The 15,743-nt window shown below is 69.3% G+C and carries 14 protein-coding genes; 11 read left to right on the plus strand and 3 right to left on the minus strand.

What is annotated here, in order from left to right; all coding sequences use genetic code 11:
• The first annotated feature begins 4 nt into the window (after positions 1–4).
• The 10 genes from murD to WIX39_RS08710 all read left to right on the plus strand — a co-directional run bounded on the left by murD (position 5) and on the right by WIX39_RS08710 (position 11,645).
• Complete coding sequence (murD, locus tag WIX39_RS08665; RefSeq protein ID WP_409194899.1) at positions 5–2,086, plus strand: UDP-N-acetylmuramoyl-L-alanine--D-glutamate ligase; 2,082 nt, start codon at positions 5–7, stop codon at positions 2,084–2,086.
• Positions 2,083–3,381 carry a putative lipid II flippase FtsW gene (gene ftsW, locus WIX39_RS08670; RefSeq protein WP_081270178.1) on the plus strand — a complete coding sequence of 433 codons (1,299 nt, stop codon included), beginning with the start codon at positions 2,083–2,085 and terminating at the stop codon, positions 3,379–3,381. Before murD ends, ftsW begins: the two co-directional genes overlap by 4 nt.
• Entirely contained in the window at positions 3,378–4,442 is a 1,065-nt protein-coding gene (murG, locus tag WIX39_RS08675; protein ID WP_106935703.1) for an undecaprenyldiphospho-muramoylpentapeptide beta-N-acetylglucosaminyltransferase, read from the plus strand. Before ftsW ends, murG begins: the two co-directional genes overlap by 4 nt.
• Positions 4,439–5,896: a UDP-N-acetylmuramate--L-alanine ligase gene (murC, locus tag WIX39_RS08680; protein WP_409194900.1), complete on the plus strand. Its 1,458-nt coding sequence runs from the start codon at positions 4,439–4,441 to the stop codon at positions 5,894–5,896. The genes murG and murC overlap by 4 nt, the downstream gene beginning before the upstream one ends.
• Complete coding sequence (locus WIX39_RS08685; RefSeq protein ID WP_409194901.1) at positions 5,893–6,864, plus strand: D-alanine--D-alanine ligase; 972 nt, start codon at positions 5,893–5,895, stop codon at positions 6,862–6,864. The genes murC and WIX39_RS08685 overlap by 4 nt, the downstream gene beginning before the upstream one ends.
• Positions 6,865–6,866: 2 nt before the next feature.
• A complete protein-coding gene (locus WIX39_RS08690; protein WP_081270182.1) occupies positions 6,867–7,655 on the plus strand; it encodes a cell division protein FtsQ/DivIB in 789 nt (262 codons plus the stop codon).
• Between the two features lie 28 nt (positions 7,656–7,683).
• Positions 7,684–8,913 carry a cell division protein FtsA gene (gene ftsA, locus WIX39_RS08695; protein ID WP_081270183.1) on the plus strand — a complete coding sequence of 410 codons (1,230 nt, stop codon included), beginning with the start codon at positions 7,684–7,686 and terminating at the stop codon, positions 8,911–8,913.
• Positions 8,914–9,083: 170 nt separating this feature from the next.
• Entirely contained in the window at positions 9,084–10,295 is a 1,212-nt protein-coding gene (gene ftsZ / locus WIX39_RS08700) for a cell division protein FtsZ (protein ID WP_081270184.1), read from the plus strand.
• A gap of 225 nt (positions 10,296–10,520) precedes the next feature.
• Positions 10,521–11,444, plus strand: coding sequence for a UDP-3-O-acyl-N-acetylglucosamine deacetylase (lpxC, locus tag WIX39_RS08705; protein WP_172839925.1), 924 nt, complete (start codon positions 10,521–10,523; stop codon positions 11,442–11,444).
• Between the two features lie 24 nt (positions 11,445–11,468).
• The gene (locus WIX39_RS08710) at positions 11,469–11,645 is read left to right on the plus strand and encodes a hypothetical protein (RefSeq protein ID WP_172839926.1); all 177 of its coding nucleotides are present in this window, start codon (positions 11,469–11,471) and stop codon (positions 11,643–11,645) included.
• Positions 11,646–11,669: 24 nt separating this feature from the next.
• Here the strand turns inward: WIX39_RS08710 and WIX39_RS08715 are convergent, their stop codons facing one another.
• Entirely contained in the window at positions 11,670–12,572 is a 903-nt protein-coding gene (locus tag WIX39_RS08715) for a LysR family transcriptional regulator (protein ID WP_409194902.1), read from the minus strand.
• Positions 12,573–12,737: 165 nt separating this feature from the next.
• Here WIX39_RS08715 and glyA point away from each other — a divergent pair, with 165 nt between their 5' ends.
• The gene (gene glyA / locus WIX39_RS08720; protein WP_409194903.1) at positions 12,738–14,060 is read left to right on the plus strand and encodes a serine hydroxymethyltransferase; all 1,323 of its coding nucleotides are present in this window, start codon (positions 12,738–12,740) and stop codon (positions 14,058–14,060) included.
• A gap of 1 nt (position 14,061) precedes the next feature.
• Here the strand turns inward: glyA and ruvC are convergent, their stop codons facing one another.
• Positions 14,062–14,610, minus strand: a complete 549-nt coding sequence (gene ruvC / locus WIX39_RS08725) for a crossover junction endodeoxyribonuclease RuvC (protein WP_081270188.1) — start codon at positions 14,608–14,610, stop codon at positions 14,062–14,064.
• Between the two features lie 25 nt (positions 14,611–14,635).
• A complete protein-coding gene (locus WIX39_RS08730; protein ID WP_081270189.1) occupies positions 14,636–15,625 on the minus strand; it encodes a phosphatidate cytidylyltransferase in 990 nt (329 codons plus the stop codon).
• Positions 15,626–15,743 lie beyond the last annotated feature (118 nt).

Genomic DNA, 15,743 nt, shown 5'->3' on the forward strand with positions numbered 1-15,743 from the left:
ACACATGCGGCACCTGAAAGACCTCCACGTTCTCATCCTCGGCCTCGGCGCGTCCGGGCTGGCGATGGCGCGCTGGTGCGCGCGGCACGGCGCCGTCGTGACCGTGGCCGACACCCGCGAGGCGCCCGCCTCGCTGGCGACGCTGAAGGCGGAATGGCCCGAGGTTGCTTTCGTCGGCGGTCCGTTCACGGCCGCGCTGGTCGAAGGCACGCCGATCCGCGCGGTCTATCGCTCGCCGGGGCTGTCGCCCGCGACCATCGCGCCGGTGGCCGATGCCGCACGCGCCATGGGCCTGCCGGTCGGCGGCGAACTCGACCTGTTCGCGCGCGCGCTGCTGGACCTGCGGACGGTCGAGGTGCCGGTGGCGGAAGCCGAGCCCGACGCCGTGGCCGACGCCGTGCCCGAAGCGCCCGTGGAAGCCGCCGAGCCGCAGCCGCAGGCAGAGCTGCCGCTGGAAGAGCCGGCGCCCGCCGAGCCGGCAGAGGCCGTGGCAGAGCCTGTGCAGCAGCCCGAACCCGCGCCGGCGCCGGAGCCGGAGCCGGAGCCGGAGCCGATCGTTCCCGCGCAAGCCGAGGCCATGCCGCGCGATCCTTCGCTCAGCGTTGCCGTGCCGCAGCCTCCGGAAGCCGACGCACCTGCTGCCGCCCCTGAGGCAAGCGCAGAAACTGTCGAAACTGCTGCCGCCGAGCTTCCCGTCGCCATCCCGGCGCCGGCGCCCGCCACCGTTTCCCGCCTGCCCGCCACTGGCAAGCCTTACGTTCCCACGGCCGCCAAGGAAGCCGCGGAGTTCGTCGCCAAGATCGCCGAGCTTTCCGCCACCAACCCGGCCTCCGCCGCCGTCGAGGAAGAATCGCCGCAGCTCGAACTGGCCCCGCCGGTGGAGCCCGAGGCGCCCAAGGGCTACACGCCCGCGGTGCTCGCCATCACCGGCACCAACGGCAAGACCACCGTCACCTCGCTCACCGGCCAGCTGGTCGAGCGCGCGGGCAAGACCGTGGCGGTGGCCGGCAACATCGGCCCGACGCTGCTCGACACGCTCTGGGCCCACATCGACGCCGGCACGCTGCCCGACGTGTGGGTGCTCGAGCTCTCCAGCTTCCAGCTCGACGGCGTGCAGGACTTCGAGCCGACCGCCGCCACCGTGCTCAACCTCACGCAGGACCACCTCGACTGGCACGGCGACATGCCGGCCTACGCGGCGGCCAAGGCGCGCATCTTCGGCGCGCGCGGGCTGATGATCCTCAACCGCGACGACGCCGGCGTGATGGCGATGCTGCCCGCACCCGTCAAGGTCAAGCTGCAGCGTCCGCAGATCCGCGCGCACGTCACCTTCGGCGCCGCGATGCCGCTGCGCCCGGGCGACTACGGCATCGAGCGCGTCAACGGCATGGCCTGGCTGGTGCGCGCGCTGGAAGCCGACGAAACACAGAAGCGCAAGCGCGGCGCCGTGGTGGAAGAAGAGATTTTCCTGCAGCGCCTGATGCCCGCCGATGCGCTGCGCATCCGCGGCCGCCACAACGCCATGAACGCGCTGGCCGCCCTCGCGCTGGCGAGCGCCGCCGGCTGCCCGCTCGGCCCCATGCTCTACGGCCTGCGCGAATACCACGGCGAGCCGCACCGCGTGGAACCCATCGCCATCGTCGACGAGGTCGAGTACTTCGACGACAGCAAGGGCACCAACGTCGGCGCCACCGTGGCCGCGCTGGCCGGCCTGGGCGAAGAGCGCCGCGTGGTCGTGATCCTCGGCGGCGAAGGCAAGGGACAGGACTTCGAGCCGCTCGCCGCGCCCGTGCGCCAGTACGCGCGCGCCGTGGTGCTCATCGGCCGCGACGCACCCATCATCGAGGCCGCGCTGGCTTCCACCGGCGTCTCGCTGATGCACGCCGGCTCCATGGACGAAGCCGTGCAGGCCGCCGCCGCCCGCGCCAATCCGGGTGATGCAGTGCTGCTGTCACCGGCCTGTGCAAGCTTCGACATGTTCAGGGACTACGAGCACCGCGCCGACGTTTTCCGCGAGGCCGTGCAGGCCTGGGCGGACAGCCCGCGCGGACTGGGCGATTCTTCGACGACGGAGGAGCAGCTTTGAACTCTGCCGCATCGGGCGCCACGCCCAACGCACGCACCAGCCGATTCGGAGGCTGGTTCAGGCGCGCCCGCAGCGGCATCGACGCGCTGCCGGTGCACCTGCCCGTGCGGCTGGGCGGCGCCGGCATCGCACAGACCAAGGCCACGCCCATGCGCGTGCTGGGCTTCGACCAGGCGCTGGTCTGGGTCACGGTCGCGTTGCTGACCTGGGGCCTGATCATGGTGTATTCGGCCTCCATCGCGCTGCCCGACAACCCGCGCTTCGCGCGCGCCGGCTACAGCGCTTCCTACTTCCTCACGCGGCACGCGGCCTCGGTGGTGTTCGCGTTCGTCGCCGCGCTGCTGACCTTCCAGATCCCGATGAAGACCTGGGAGCGCGCCGCGCCCTGGCTCTTCGTCGCGTCGCTGCTGCTGCTGGTGGCGGTGCTCATTCCGCACATCGGCATCAACGTGAACGGCGCGCGCCGCTGGCTGCCGATGGGCTTCATGCGCTTCCAGCCCTCGGAGCTGGCCAAGCTCGCGATGGTGCTCTACGCCGCCAGCTACATGGTGCGCAAGATGGAGATCAAGGAGCGCTTCTTCCGCGCCGTGCTGCCGATGGGCATCGCGGTGGTGGTGGTCGGCATGCTGGTGATGGCCGAGCCCGACATGGGCGCGTTCATGGTGATCGCGGTGATCGCCATGGGCATCCTGTTCCTGGGCGGCGTGAACGCGCGCATGTTCTTCGTGATCGCCGCGCTGGTGGTGGTGGCCTTCGGCACCATCGTCGCGACCAGCCCGTGGCGCCGCGAGCGCATCTTTGCGTACCTCGACCCGTGGAGCGAAGAGCATGCGCTGGGCAAGGGCTACCAGCTGTCGCACTCGCTGATCGCCATCGGGCGCGGCGAAATTTTCGGCGTGGGCCTGGGCGGCAGCGTCGAGAAGCTGCACTGGCTGCCCGAGGCGCACACCGACTTCCTGCTCGCCGTGATCGGCGAGGAGTTCGGCCTGATCGGCGTGCTGCTGATCATCGGCCTGTTTCTCTGGCTCACGCGCCGCATCATGCACATCGGCCGCCAGGCGATCGCGCTGGACCGCGTGTTCTCCGGCCTCGTGGCGCAGGGCGTGGGCGTGTGGCTCGGCTTCCAGGCGTTCATCAACATGGGCGTGAACCTGGGCGCGCTGCCGACCAAGGGCCTGACCCTGCCGCTGATGAGCTTCGGCGGCTCGGCGATCCTGATGAACCTCGTGGCGCTGGCCGTGGTGCTGCGCATCGACTACGAAAACCGCGTGCTGATGAGAGGGGGCCGCGTATGACCGGCCGTACCGCACTCGTCATGGCAGGCGGCACCGGCGGCCACATCTTCCCCGGACTCGCGGTGGCCGAGGCCCTGCGCGAGCGCGGCTGGCAGGTGCACTGGCTGGGCGCGCCCGGCAGCATGGAAGAAAAACTCGTGCCGCCGCGCGGCTTCGCCTTCGAGCCGGTGCAGTTCGGCGGCGTGCGCGGCAAGGGTCCGCTCACGCTGTTCCTGCTGCCGCTGAATCTGCTGCGCGCCTTCTGGCAGAGCCTGGGCGTGGTGCGCCGCGTGAAGCCCGACGTGCTGGTGGGCCTGGGCGGCTACATCACCTTCCCCGGCGGAATGATGGGCGTGCTGATGGGCAAGCCTCTGGTGCTGCACGAGCAGAACTCGGTCGCCGGCCTCGCCAACAAGGTGCTGGCGGGCGTGGCAGACCGCGTGTTCACCGCCTTCCCCAATGTGCTGAAGAAGGCGCAATGGGTGGGCAATCCGCTGCGCGAGGCATTCACCTCCAAGGCCGATCCGGCCACGCGTTTCGCGGGCCGCACCGGCCCGCTGAAGCTGCTGGTGGTGGGCGGCAGCCTGGGCGCGCGCGGCCTCAACACCGTGGTGCCCAAGGCCCTGGCCCGCATCGAGCCGGCCGTGCGCCCGCAGGTGCTGCACCAGAGCGGTGCCAAGCAGATCGACGAGCTGCGCGCCAACTACACGGCGGCCGGCGTCGAAGGCGAACTCACGCCCTTCATCGAAGACACGGCGCAGGCCTATGCGGACGCCGACATCATCGTCGCGCGCGCAGGTGCCAGCACCGTCACAGAAATCGCGGCCGTCGGCGCAGCAGCGCTGTTCGTGCCTTTCCCTTCGGCGGTCGACGACCACCAGACCACCAACGCGCGCTTCCTCGTCGACGCGGGCGGCGGCTGGCTGGTGCAACAGGCCGACCTCACTCCTGAATTGCTGGCTGACTTGCTACAGAACACAGAGCGCACCGCGCTGATCGACAAGGCCGCGAAGGCCAAGACCATGCAGAAGACCGAAGCCGTCGAGGCGGTCGTCCGCGCCTGCGAGGAGCTTGCCAAATGAAGCACGCAATCCGTCACATCCACTTCGTGGGCATCGGTGGTTCCGGCATGAGCGGCATCGCCGAAGTGCTGCTGAACCTGGGCTACAAGATCACCGGCTCCGACCTGTCTGACAGCGCCACGCTGCGCCGGCTCGCGGGCCTGGGCATCGGCACCTTCGTGGGCCATGCGGCTGCGCACATCGACGGCGCGGACGCGGTCGTCACGTCCACTGCCGTGCAGCCGGACAACCCCGAAGTGCTGGCCGCGCGCGAGAAGCGCATTCCGGTGGTGCCGCGCGCGCTGATGCTGGCCGAGCTGATGCGCCTGAAGCAGGGCATTGCCATTGCCGGCACGCACGGCAAGACCACCACCACCAGCCTGGTGGCGAGCGTGCTCGACGCCGCCGGCCTGGACCCGACCTTCGTGATCGGCGGCCGCCTGAACAGCGCGGGCGCGAATGCGCAGCTCGGCAGCGGCGACTACATCGTGGTCGAGGCCGATGAATCGGACGCCTCGTTCCTGAACCTGCTGCCCGTGATGGCGGTGGTCACGAACATCGACGCCGACCACATGGAGACCTACGGGCACGACTTCGCGAAGCTCAAGAAGGCTTTCGTCGACTTCCTGCACCGCATGCCGTTCTATGGCGTGGCCATCTTGTGCACCGACGACCCCGCGGTGCGCGAGATCGTCGCCAGCGTGACCTGCCCGGTGACCAGCTACGGCTTCGGCGAAGACGCCCAGGTGCGCGCCATCGACGTGCGCGCCGTCGGCGGCCAGATGCACTTCACCGCGCAGCGCCGCAACGGCGTGACGCTGCCCGACCTGCCCATCGTGCTGAACCTGCCCGGCGAGCACAACGTGCGCAATGCGCTGTCGGTGATCGCGGTGGCGGTGGAGCTCGGCATTCCCGACGAGGCCGTGCAGCGCGGCCTGGCGGGCTTCAAGGGCGTGGGCCGCCGCTTCCAGAGCTACGGCGACGTGGCGGTGCAGGGCGGCGACGCCGCTGGTGCCGGCACCTTCACCGTCATCGACGACTACGGCCATCACCCCGTGGAAATGGCGGCCACCATCGCGGCCGCGCGCGGCGCGTTCCCGGGGCGCCGGCTGGTGCTGGCCTTCCAGCCGCACCGCTACACCCGCACGCGCGACTGCTTCGAGGACTTCGTCAAGGTCATCGGCACGGCCGACGCGGTGCTGCTCGGCGAGGTCTATGCCGCCGGCGAGGCGCCCATCGTGGCCGCGGACGGCCGCACGCTGGCACGCGCGCTGCGCGTGGCGGGCAAGGTCGAGCCGGTGTTCGTCGACGACATCGCCGCCATGCCGCAAGCCATTCTCGACAACGCCCGCCCGGGCGACGTGGTGCTCTCGATGGGCGCCGGGTCCATCGGCGCGGTGCCGGCCAAGGTGGTCGAACTGGGCGCCACGCCCTCAACAATGCAGCGCGATTCGCGCCAAGGGAGGGCCGCATGAGCCTTCAGGATCCCAAACTCTTCGGCAAGGTCGCCGTGCTGTTCGGCGGCAGTTCCGCCGAACGCGAAATCTCGTTGATGTCGGGCACCGGCGTGCTCGAAGCCCTGCGCTCGCGCGGTGTGGACGCGCATGCCTTCGACCCCTCGCAGCGCGAGCTGGCCGACCTCAAGCGCGAAGGCTTCGCGCGCTGCTTCGTCGCGCTGCACGGCCGCCATGGCGAGGACGGCACGGTGCAGGGCGCGCTCGAGCTGCTCGGCATTCCCTACACCGGCTCTGGCGTGATGGCCTCCAGCGTGGCCATGGACAAGGTCATGACCAAGCGCATCTGGCAGGCCGACGGCCTGCCCACGCCCAAGTACGTGCGCCTGGCCTTCGACCAGCAAAGCCGCGAGCAGGTCATGGCCGTGCCTGACGTGCTCGGCCTGCCGCTGATCGTGAAGCCGCCGCGCGAGGGCTCGTCCATCGGCGTGACCAAGGTCGAGGGCTACTCGCAGATGCAGGACGCGATCACGCTGTCGGCCAAGTACGACGCCGACGTGCTGTGCGAAGAGTTCATCGCAGGCGAGGAAGTGACCTGCGCCGTGCTCGGCCACGGGCTCGACGCGCGTGCGCTGCCTGTGGTGCGCATCGCCGCGCCCGAAGGCGCCTACGACTACCAGAACAAGTACTTCACCGACGACGTGAAGTACCAGTGCCCGAGCGGCCTGCCCGAGGCGGAGGAGCACGAGATCCAGCGCATCACGCTGGCCGCCTACCGCACGCTCGGCTGCCGCGGCTGGGGCCGTGCCGACGTGATGATCCGCGCCAGCGACCGCAAGCCTTTCCTGCTCGAGATGAACACCTCGCCCGGCATGACCAGCCACTCGCTGGTGCCGATGTCGGCCCGCGCCGCGGGCATCGCCTACGAAGAACTCTGCGTGCGGGTGCTGGCCTCGGCCACGCTCGACGCCACGGGAGGCTCGTTATAGCCATGGCTGACAGCATCCCCGCGCCCTTCGACGTCAAGCTCATGAACATCGTCGCCAACCTTGCGTTCGCGGCGGTGGCGCTCATGCTGCTTGCGGCGGGCGCCTGGTGGGTGCTGCGCCAGCCGTTCTTCCCGATCGTCGGCATCAAGGTGGACGGCGAGGTCACGCACAACAACGCGGTCACGCTGCGCGCCAACGTGGCGCCGCAGCTCAAGGGCAACTTCTTCACCATCGACCTGCTGCGCGCGCGCGCGGCCTTCGAGTCGGTGCCGTGGGTGCGCAGCGCGGTGGTGCGGCGCGAGTTCCCGAACAAGCTGCGCGTGACGCTGACCGAGCAGGTACCGGTGGCCATCTGGGGCGACGAAGCGGGCTCGAAGCTGATCAACGGCTTCGGCGACGTGTTCGAGGCCAATGTGGCCGAGGTGGACGACAACCTGCCGCGCCTGGACGGCCCGATCGAACAGGCCGGCCAGGTGCTGGGTATGTACCGCGTGCTGCAGCCGCAGTTCAAGCCGTATGACTTCAGCATCGACGAGCTCACGCTGTCGAGCCGGGGCAGCTGGAAGGTCGTGCTGGACACCGGCGCCGAGATCGAGCTGGGCCGAGGCCAGGGCGAGGAAGTGTCGGCCCGCCTGCAGCGCTTCCTGAAGACCGTGACCCAGGTCGCGGGCCAGTACCACCGCACGGTGGCGGATGTCGAAGGCGCCGATCTGCGCCACAACGACGCGTATGCATTGCGGCTGCGCGGCGTCACCACGGTCTCGCCAGAGGCCCCAAGAAAAATCAAGTAGCGAATACCGAGGAATCGAGGACATATCAATGCCCAAAGAATACAAAGACCTGGTCGTAGGACTCGACATCGGCACCGCCAAAGTGATGGTGGTGGTGGCCGAGGTGCTGCCCGGCGGCGAGCTCAAGCTGGCCGGCCTCGGCATCGCGCCGAGCAACGGGCTCAAGCGCGGCGTGGTGGTGAACATCGACGCCACGGTGCAGAGCATCCAGCAGGCGCTGAAAGAGGCCGAGCTGATGGCCGACTGCAAGATCAGCCGGGTCTACACCGGCATCACCGGCAGCCACATCCGCGGCATCAACTCGAGCGGCATGGTGGCGGTGAAGGACAAGGAAGTGACGCCCGCCGACGTGGCCCGCGTGGTGGAGACGGCGCGCGCCATCAACATCTCCAGCGACCAGCGCCTGCTGCTGGTGGAGCCGCAGGAGTTCGTGATCGACGGCCAGGACGTGAAGGAGCCGATCGGCATGAGCGGCATGCGGCTCGAGGCCAAGGTGCACATCGTGACCGGCGCGCAGAGCGCGGCCGAGAACATCATCAAGTGCGTGCGCCGCTGCGGCCTGGAGGTCGACCAGCTGATGCTGAACCCGCTGGCCTCCAGCCAGGCGGTGCTGACCGAGGACGAGCGCGAACTGGGCGTGGTGCTGGTCGACATCGGCGCGGGCACCACCGACGTGGCGATCTTCACCAACGGCGCGATCCGCCATACGGCCGTGATCCCGATCGCGGGCGACCTCATCACGAGCGACATCGCGATGGCGCTGCGCACGCCGACCAAGGACGCGGAAGACATCAAGGTCGAGAACGGCTTCGCCAAGCAGCTGCTGGCCGACCCCGACACGCAGGTCGAAGTGCCGGGTCTCGGCGACCGCGGCCCGCGCATGCTGAGCAAGCAGGCGCTGGCCGGCGTGATCGAGCCGCGCATCGAGGAAATCTTCTCGCTGGTGCAGCAGGTGGTGCGCGAGTCGGGCTATGAAGAAGTGCTGTCGTCGGGCGTGGTGCTCACGGGCGGCAGCGCGGTGATGCCCGGCATGGTCGAACTCGGCGAGGACATCTTCCTCAAGCCGGTGCGACGCGGCATTCCAAAGTATTCCAGCGCGTTGTCTGACATGGTCGCGCAGCCTCGCGCCGCTACAGTCATGGGCCTTCTCGAAGAGGCACGCTTCGCGCGCATGCGCGGCTTCAAGGTCGCGCAGAAGAACGGGTCGGTGAAAACCGCATTCGGGCGCTTCAAGGACTTCATAGTGGGGAATTTCTGACGATGATCAAGTCTCCACTCTGGCTCGCGCGCGGCAGCCCTCCATTGCACTTCAACGAGCGATGGCGACGAACAGGTCCACCGCCATGACGAGCGCATCGTTGTTCCAGTCGCGGCACAAGAAATATTCATAGACACATAACGGCAACTGCAAGATTCAAGGAGTTAGAAATGACCATCGAAATGATCGAAGTCGAAGAGTTCAATCAGGGCACGCAGATCAAGGTGATCGGCGTCGGCGGTGGCGGCGGCAATGCGGTCGCCCACATGATGGAGCGCGGCGTGCAGGGCGTTCAGTTCGTCTGCGCGAACACCGACGCCCAGGCACTGCAGCGCAGCAGCGCGCACAAGATCATCCAGCTCGGCACCAGCGGCCTGGGCGCCGGCAGCAAGCCCGAGAAGGGCCGTGACGCGGCCGAAGCGGCGGTGGACGACATCCGCGCGGCCATCGACGGCGCGCACATGCTGTTCATCACCGCCGGCATGGGCGGCGGCACCGGCACCGGCGCGGCTCCCGTGATCGCGCGCGTCGCCAAGGAAATGGGCATCCTGACCGTGGGCGTGGTGACCAAGCCCTTCGACTGGGAAGGCGGCCGCCGCATGACCAACGCCGACGCCGGCCTGGCCGAGCTCGAAGCCAACGTCGACTCGCTGATCGTGGTGCTCAACGAGAAGCTGCTCGACGTGCTGGGCGAAGACGTCACGCAGGACGAGGCCTTCGCGCAAGCCAACGACGTGCTGAAGAACGCCGTGGGCGGCATCTCGGAAATCATCAACGAGTACGGCGGCGTGAACGTCGACTTCGAAGACGTGCGCACCGTGATGGGCGAACCCGGCAAGGCCATGATGGGCACGGCCGCGGCCGCGGGCCCCGACCGCGCGCGCATCGCCGCCGAACAGGCCGTGGCCTGCCCGCTGCTCGAAGGCATCGACCTCTCGGGCGCCAAGGGCGTGCTGGTGCTGGTGACGGCATCGAAGGGCTCGCTGAAGCTGAACGAGTCGAAGCTGGCGATGAACACCATCCGCGCCTACGCTTCGCCGGACGCGCACGTGATCTACGGCGCCGCCTACGACGACAGCCTCGGCGACGAGATGCGCGTCACCGTGGTGGCCACCGGCCTGTCGCGCGCCGACGCACGCCGCCAGGCCCCGACGCTGGAAGTGATCCGCACCGGCACCGACAACATCGGCTTCACCGTGCCCACGCTGGGCGGCACCGGCCACGCGCACAGCAGCGGCAGCCAGCCGAACTACGACGGCATGGCCGTGCCCAGCGTGTGGCGCACCAACCGCACGATGGCCGCCGCCAAGGTGGACGCGCTGTCGTCGGGCGGCATGGACGACTTCGAGATTCCGGCCTTCCTGCGCCGCCAGGCCGACTGAAGCTGGCTCGCCCCCCAGGCTGCGCGCACTTCGTGTCGCTTCGCCTACCCCCCTGCCGGGGGGCAACACCTGAGGCCCGGCGGAGCCGGTGCCTCGGTGTTTCGCGAATCGACGGACCGCGTCCATTTCGCGCGCATCCGGCGGGATTGCATAGAACCCATGTCTATCGGTGCCATAGCCAGGGGCATAGGCCGCCACCCCCGTGGCGCGCCTAAAATCGCCGGCGTGCTGCAACAACGAACCCTCAAGTCGATCAGCCGCGCCGTGGGCGTGGGGCTTCACAGCGGCCAACGCGTGGAACTGACCCTGCGGCCGGCCCCGGCCGACACGGGCATCGTGTTCCGCCGCGTCGACCTGCCGGAGCCGGTCGACATCCGCATGACCGCCGAGTCGGTCACCGACACGCGCCTGGCGTCCACGGTCTCCACCGGCGGCGCCAAGGTGCAGACCGTCGAGCACATCATGTCGGCCTGCGCGGGCCTCGGCATCGACAACCTCTACATCGACATCACGGCCGACGAAGTGCCGATCCTCGACGGGTCGGCTTCTTCATTCGTGTTCCTGCTGCAGAGCGCGGGCATCGCGCTGCAGAAGGCGCCGCGCCGCTTCATCCGCGTAACCCGCAAGGTCGAGGTGCGCGAGGGCGAGGGCGCCAACGAGAAGTGGGCGCGGCTGGAGCCGTACCACGGCTTCAAGCTGAGCTTCGAGATCGACTTCGACCACCGCGTCGTCAATTCCACCGGCCAGCGCGTGGAGTTCGACCTGGGCACCGACTCCTACAGCCGCGACATCGCGCGCGCCCGCACCTTCGGCTTCACGAAAGAGGTCGAGTACATGCGCAGCAAGGGCCTCGCGCTCGGCGGTGGCCTGGACAACGCGATCGTGATGGACGACACCAAGGTGCTCAATGCGGGCGGCCTGCGCTACGACGACGAGTTCGTGAAGCACAAGATCCTCGACGCCATGGGCGACCTGTACATCATCGGCAAGCCGCTGCTGGCCGCGTACACCGCGTTCCGCTCGGGACATGCGCTGAACAACAAGCTGCTGCGCGAGCTGCTCTCGCACAGCGACGCCTACGAAGTCGTGACCTTCGAAGACGAGAAGCGCGCACCGCGCGGCTTCGGCGAAGTCGCCCGCGCCTGGTAGACCCGGCGCAGGCCACGTTCACACATGCTTCTTTTCCGCTGGGCCATCCTGCTGCTTCTGCTGGTGGCGGGCGTGTCCTTTGCGTTCTATGCGGGCACCGGGCAGGTCAAGTACCGGCGCTTCGGCTGGATCGTGCTGAAGTGGACGCTGCTGGCGGCGTTCGGCTTCTTCGCGGTGCTGATCGCCGAGCGCGTGGCCTAGTCGACGCCCCAGGCCCCTTGGCACTCAGGCGGCCAACGCCTGCACCTGCCGCGCCAGCAGCGGCCCCTTGCGATGGGCCGGCACCAGCAGCATGACGGTATCTCCCAGCGCCTTCGGCCGTCCCCATGGCGCATGCAGCCTGCCTTGGGCGAGCAGCGGCGCGACGAGCTGTTCCCGGCCCATCAACACACCTTCGCCGTCGACCGCGGCCTGCAGCGCGAGGCTGTAGAGCGAGAAGTCCGGCCCCGCGGCCAGCGCATCGGCTTCGGCCGCCGTGGTGCCGGCGCGCGTGGCTTGCAGCCAGCGCCGCCAGTCGTCTTGCCACACGGTGTCGTGCAGGCCGCCACAGCGGGCCAGCAGTTCCGCCAGGTCGTCGAGCGATCGGGGCCGGCCGCTGGGCAGCGGCTGCTGCAGGCGCGGGCTGCAGACGGGAAGCAGCCGGTCTCGCGCCAGCGGAATGGCTTGCGCGCCGACTGCCGTCTCGATGTGCTCACCGGCCCGCGCATAGAACAACCCCAGGTCGAAGGGCTCGCGGCGAAAGTTCGGCGGCTGCTCGAGCGCCGTCACCGACACCTGCACGCCGGGCAGCGCGGCCTTCAATCGCGAGAGCCGGGGCGACAGCCACAGCTGCGCCACGGCAGGCAGGGCCGCCACCTGCAGCGTGCTGCGGCGAGCGGCGGTCTGGGTCTCGTGGCGCAGCGCCTGCACCGCGAGGCCGAGCTGGTCGACGGCGGCGCTGAGGGCAGGCAGGGCGCGCCGCCCGTGCGCGCTCAGGCGTATGCCCTGGCTGTGCCGTTCGAACAGCGCGCCGCCGGCCCAGCTTTCCAGCGCCTTGATCTGCTGCGCGACGGCGGCCGGGGTGACGAACAGCTCTTCCGCCGCCCGCGCGAAGCTGCCGTGGCGCGCGGCCGCTTCGAAGGCACGCACGGCGGTGTGCGGAGGCAGGCGGGGGCGGGGCGGTGCGAGCGGCATCGAGAACGAGAAAGATCAGGCCAAGTTTTTCTAAGGCTGGGGCACAGATTATCCGGTTTGCCCGCTGCCGTGCGGCGCGCGACGATGCGGCCACACACCACTTCCAGCGAGATACGCCGCATGCCTGCCGCCCTGCAACGCCGCCCCTGGGTTCCCGCCGCCAGCGAAGACCACGTGCTCTCCATTGCCGCCGATGCCGCAGCGCGCGACGCGGCCGGCGTCGCCGCCGAGATCGAGCGGCTGGTGGCCGACAACCACCGCATCCACGATGTCGACGGCCTGAACCTCAACCCCGCCACCAACGTCATGAACCCGGCGGCCGAGGCCCTGCTGTCGCGCGGGCTCGGCTCGCGCCCGTCGCTCGGCTATCCCGGCGACAAATACGAGATGGGGCTGGAAGCCATCGAGCGCATCGAGGTGGTCGCCGCCGAGCTGGCGGCCGAGGTGTTCGGCGCCAAGTTCGCCGAGGTGCGCGTGGGCTCCGGCGCGCTGTCGAATCTCTATGTGTTCATGGCCACCTGCCAGCCCGGCGACACCATCATCGCGCCACCCGCTACCATCGGCGGCCACGTCACGCACCATGCGGCGGGCGCGGCCGGCCTCTACGGCCTGAAGACCGTGCCGGCGCCCGTCGATGCCGACGGCTACACCGTCGACGTGGGCGCGCTGGCCCGGCTGGCGCGCGAGGTGAAACCGAAGCTCATCACCATCGGCGGCAGCCTCAATCTCTTTCCGCACCCCGTGCCCGCCATCCGCGAGATTGCCGACAGCGTGGGCGCAAAGCTGCTGTTCGACGCCGCGCACCTGTCGGGCATGGTGGCCGGCAAGGCATGGCCCCAGCCGCTCGAAGAAGGCGCGCATGCCATCACCATGAGCACCTACAAGAGCCTGGGCGGCCCGGCGGGAGGGCTGATCGTGTCGAACGACGCCGCGCTGATGGAGCGCATCGACGCCATCGCCTATCCCGGCCTCACCGCCAATTCGGACGCGGGCCGAACCGCCGCGCTGGCCCGCGGGCTGCTCGACTGGAAGGTGCACGGCAAGGCCTATGCGGCTGCGATGCGCGAGACCGCGCAGGCACTGGCGCGCGCGCTCGATGCCCAGGGGCTGCCGGTGTTTGCCAAGGCTCGCGGCTTCACGCAGTCGCACCAGCTGGCGGTCGAGGCCGCGCGCTGGGGCGGCGGGCAGCGCGCCGCGAAGCTGCTCGCGCAAGGCGGCCTGCTGGCCTGCGGCATCGGGCTGCCCGTGGCGCCGGTCGAAGGCGACATCAACGGCCTGCGGCTCGGCGTGCCGGAGATCGTGCGCCTCGGCTTCACGACCGAGGACATGCCGCAGCTGGCGTCGTGGATCGCGCGCGCCCTGCAAGGCGACGCCGCCCCGGTGGCGGCCGAAGTGCGCGAGCGCCGCAAGCGCCTGGGCGAGCTGCGTTACATCGTGCGCTGATTCAGCGCGAGCGGCCTTGCCGGTAGGTGCCGGCATGCGTCTTCGAAAGCTCGGCCGCCTGAGCGAGCCGCGCCATCGAACGCCCCACCTGCGCATGCGTGATGGCGATGCCCAGCGCATCGGCCGCGTCGGCGCCGGGCAGGCCCGGCAGGTCGAGCAGGCGCTTCACCATCTCCTGCACCTGCGCCTTGGCGGCCTGACCGTGCCCGGCCACGGCCTTCTTCATCTGCAGCGCGGTGTATTCGGCCACCGAGAGGTTGCTGTTGACCAGCGAGGTCACGCACGCGCCGCGCGCCTGCCCCAGCAGCAGGGTCGACTGCGGGTTGACGTTGACGAAGATGATTTCCACCGCCGACGCATCGGGCTGGTAGCGCGCCGTGATTTCCGCGATGCCGTCGAACAGCACCTTGAGCCGTGCCGGCAGGTTGCCGGTGCCCAGGTGCCGCGTGCTGATGGTGCCGCTGGCCACGTAGCGCAGCGCATGGCCGTCCGCGTCGACCACGCCGAAGCCGGTGGTCTGCAAGCCGGGGTCGATGCCGAGAATTCGCATGAACAGGAAGGAGGCCTTTGCTGCCTCAGGCGTTGAAGTACCAGCGGATCGAGTGGAAGAAGATCGGCGCCGCGAAGCACAGCGCGTCGACGCGGTCGAGCAGCCCGTTGGCCCCGGTCACGCCCACGCCCTTCTTGCCCCAGTTGGGAATGCCGCGGTCGCGCTTGAGCGCCTTCATCACCAGGTGCCCCATCGACCCCGCGATGCATGCGATGACCGACACCGCGAGCGCCTGGGCGAACTTGAACGGCGTGATGAAGGAGAACAGCGCGCCCACCAGGCTGGCCACCACGATGCCGATGCCCCAGCTGGTCCAGTTGAAGCTGCGGCTCACGTTGGGCGCGAAGGGCGCGCGCTGGGTGCGGCGCGAGATGAGGTGCTGCACCAGCACCGAGGTCTGCACCACGAACACCAGGAAGAACACGAGGAAGGCGCTCTTGCCTTCGTAGCCGGGGAAGCTCAGCAGCAGCAGCGCCGGCACGTGGCTCATGCCGTAGACGCAGACCATGATGCCCCACTGCAGCTTGGCGTTGCGTTCGAGGAACTGGCTCGGGTCGTTGGCCAGCGCGCTCGCCACCGGGATGGCGAGGAACACGTAGACCGGGATGAAGACGGTGAAAAGGTCGAAGCGCGCGGTGGCGACGAGCCAGAACTGGATCGGCAGCACCACGAAGAAGGCGAGGATGAGGCTGCGGTGGTCGCCGCGCCGCGTGGGCGAGAGGGTGATGAACTCGCGCAGCGAGAAGAAGGCGATCAGCGCGAAGAGCACGGTGGCCACCGTCTCGCCCAGCGCCCAGCCGATCCAGAAGATCACGGCCATGAACCAGGTGGTGCCGAGCAGTCCGCGGAAGTGGGCCAGCTCGGCCTGCCAGGCGGCGTCGTGCACGGGGTTGCGGCGTTCCCTGAAGGTGAGGAAGAACGCGGTGGCGCTCACGATCGCGAGCACGCCGAAGACGATGAGGAAGAGGGCGGCGACCTGCTGGGTCGGGGTCAGGTTGCGCAGGAACTGGTTCATTTTTTACTGCGCTTCGGGTTTGTTCAGGGCGTGTGTGAAGGCCACCGGGTAGCTCCCTCCGCGAATGTCCCCCGGCCTGCGGCCTCCTCCTTTATTTCGCTGCGGGATCCACCCGGCG

It is taken from the genome of Variovorax sp. AB1(2024) (assembly GCF_037482385.2).
Taxonomy (GTDB): Bacteria; Pseudomonadota; Gammaproteobacteria; order Burkholderiales; family Burkholderiaceae_C; genus Variovorax.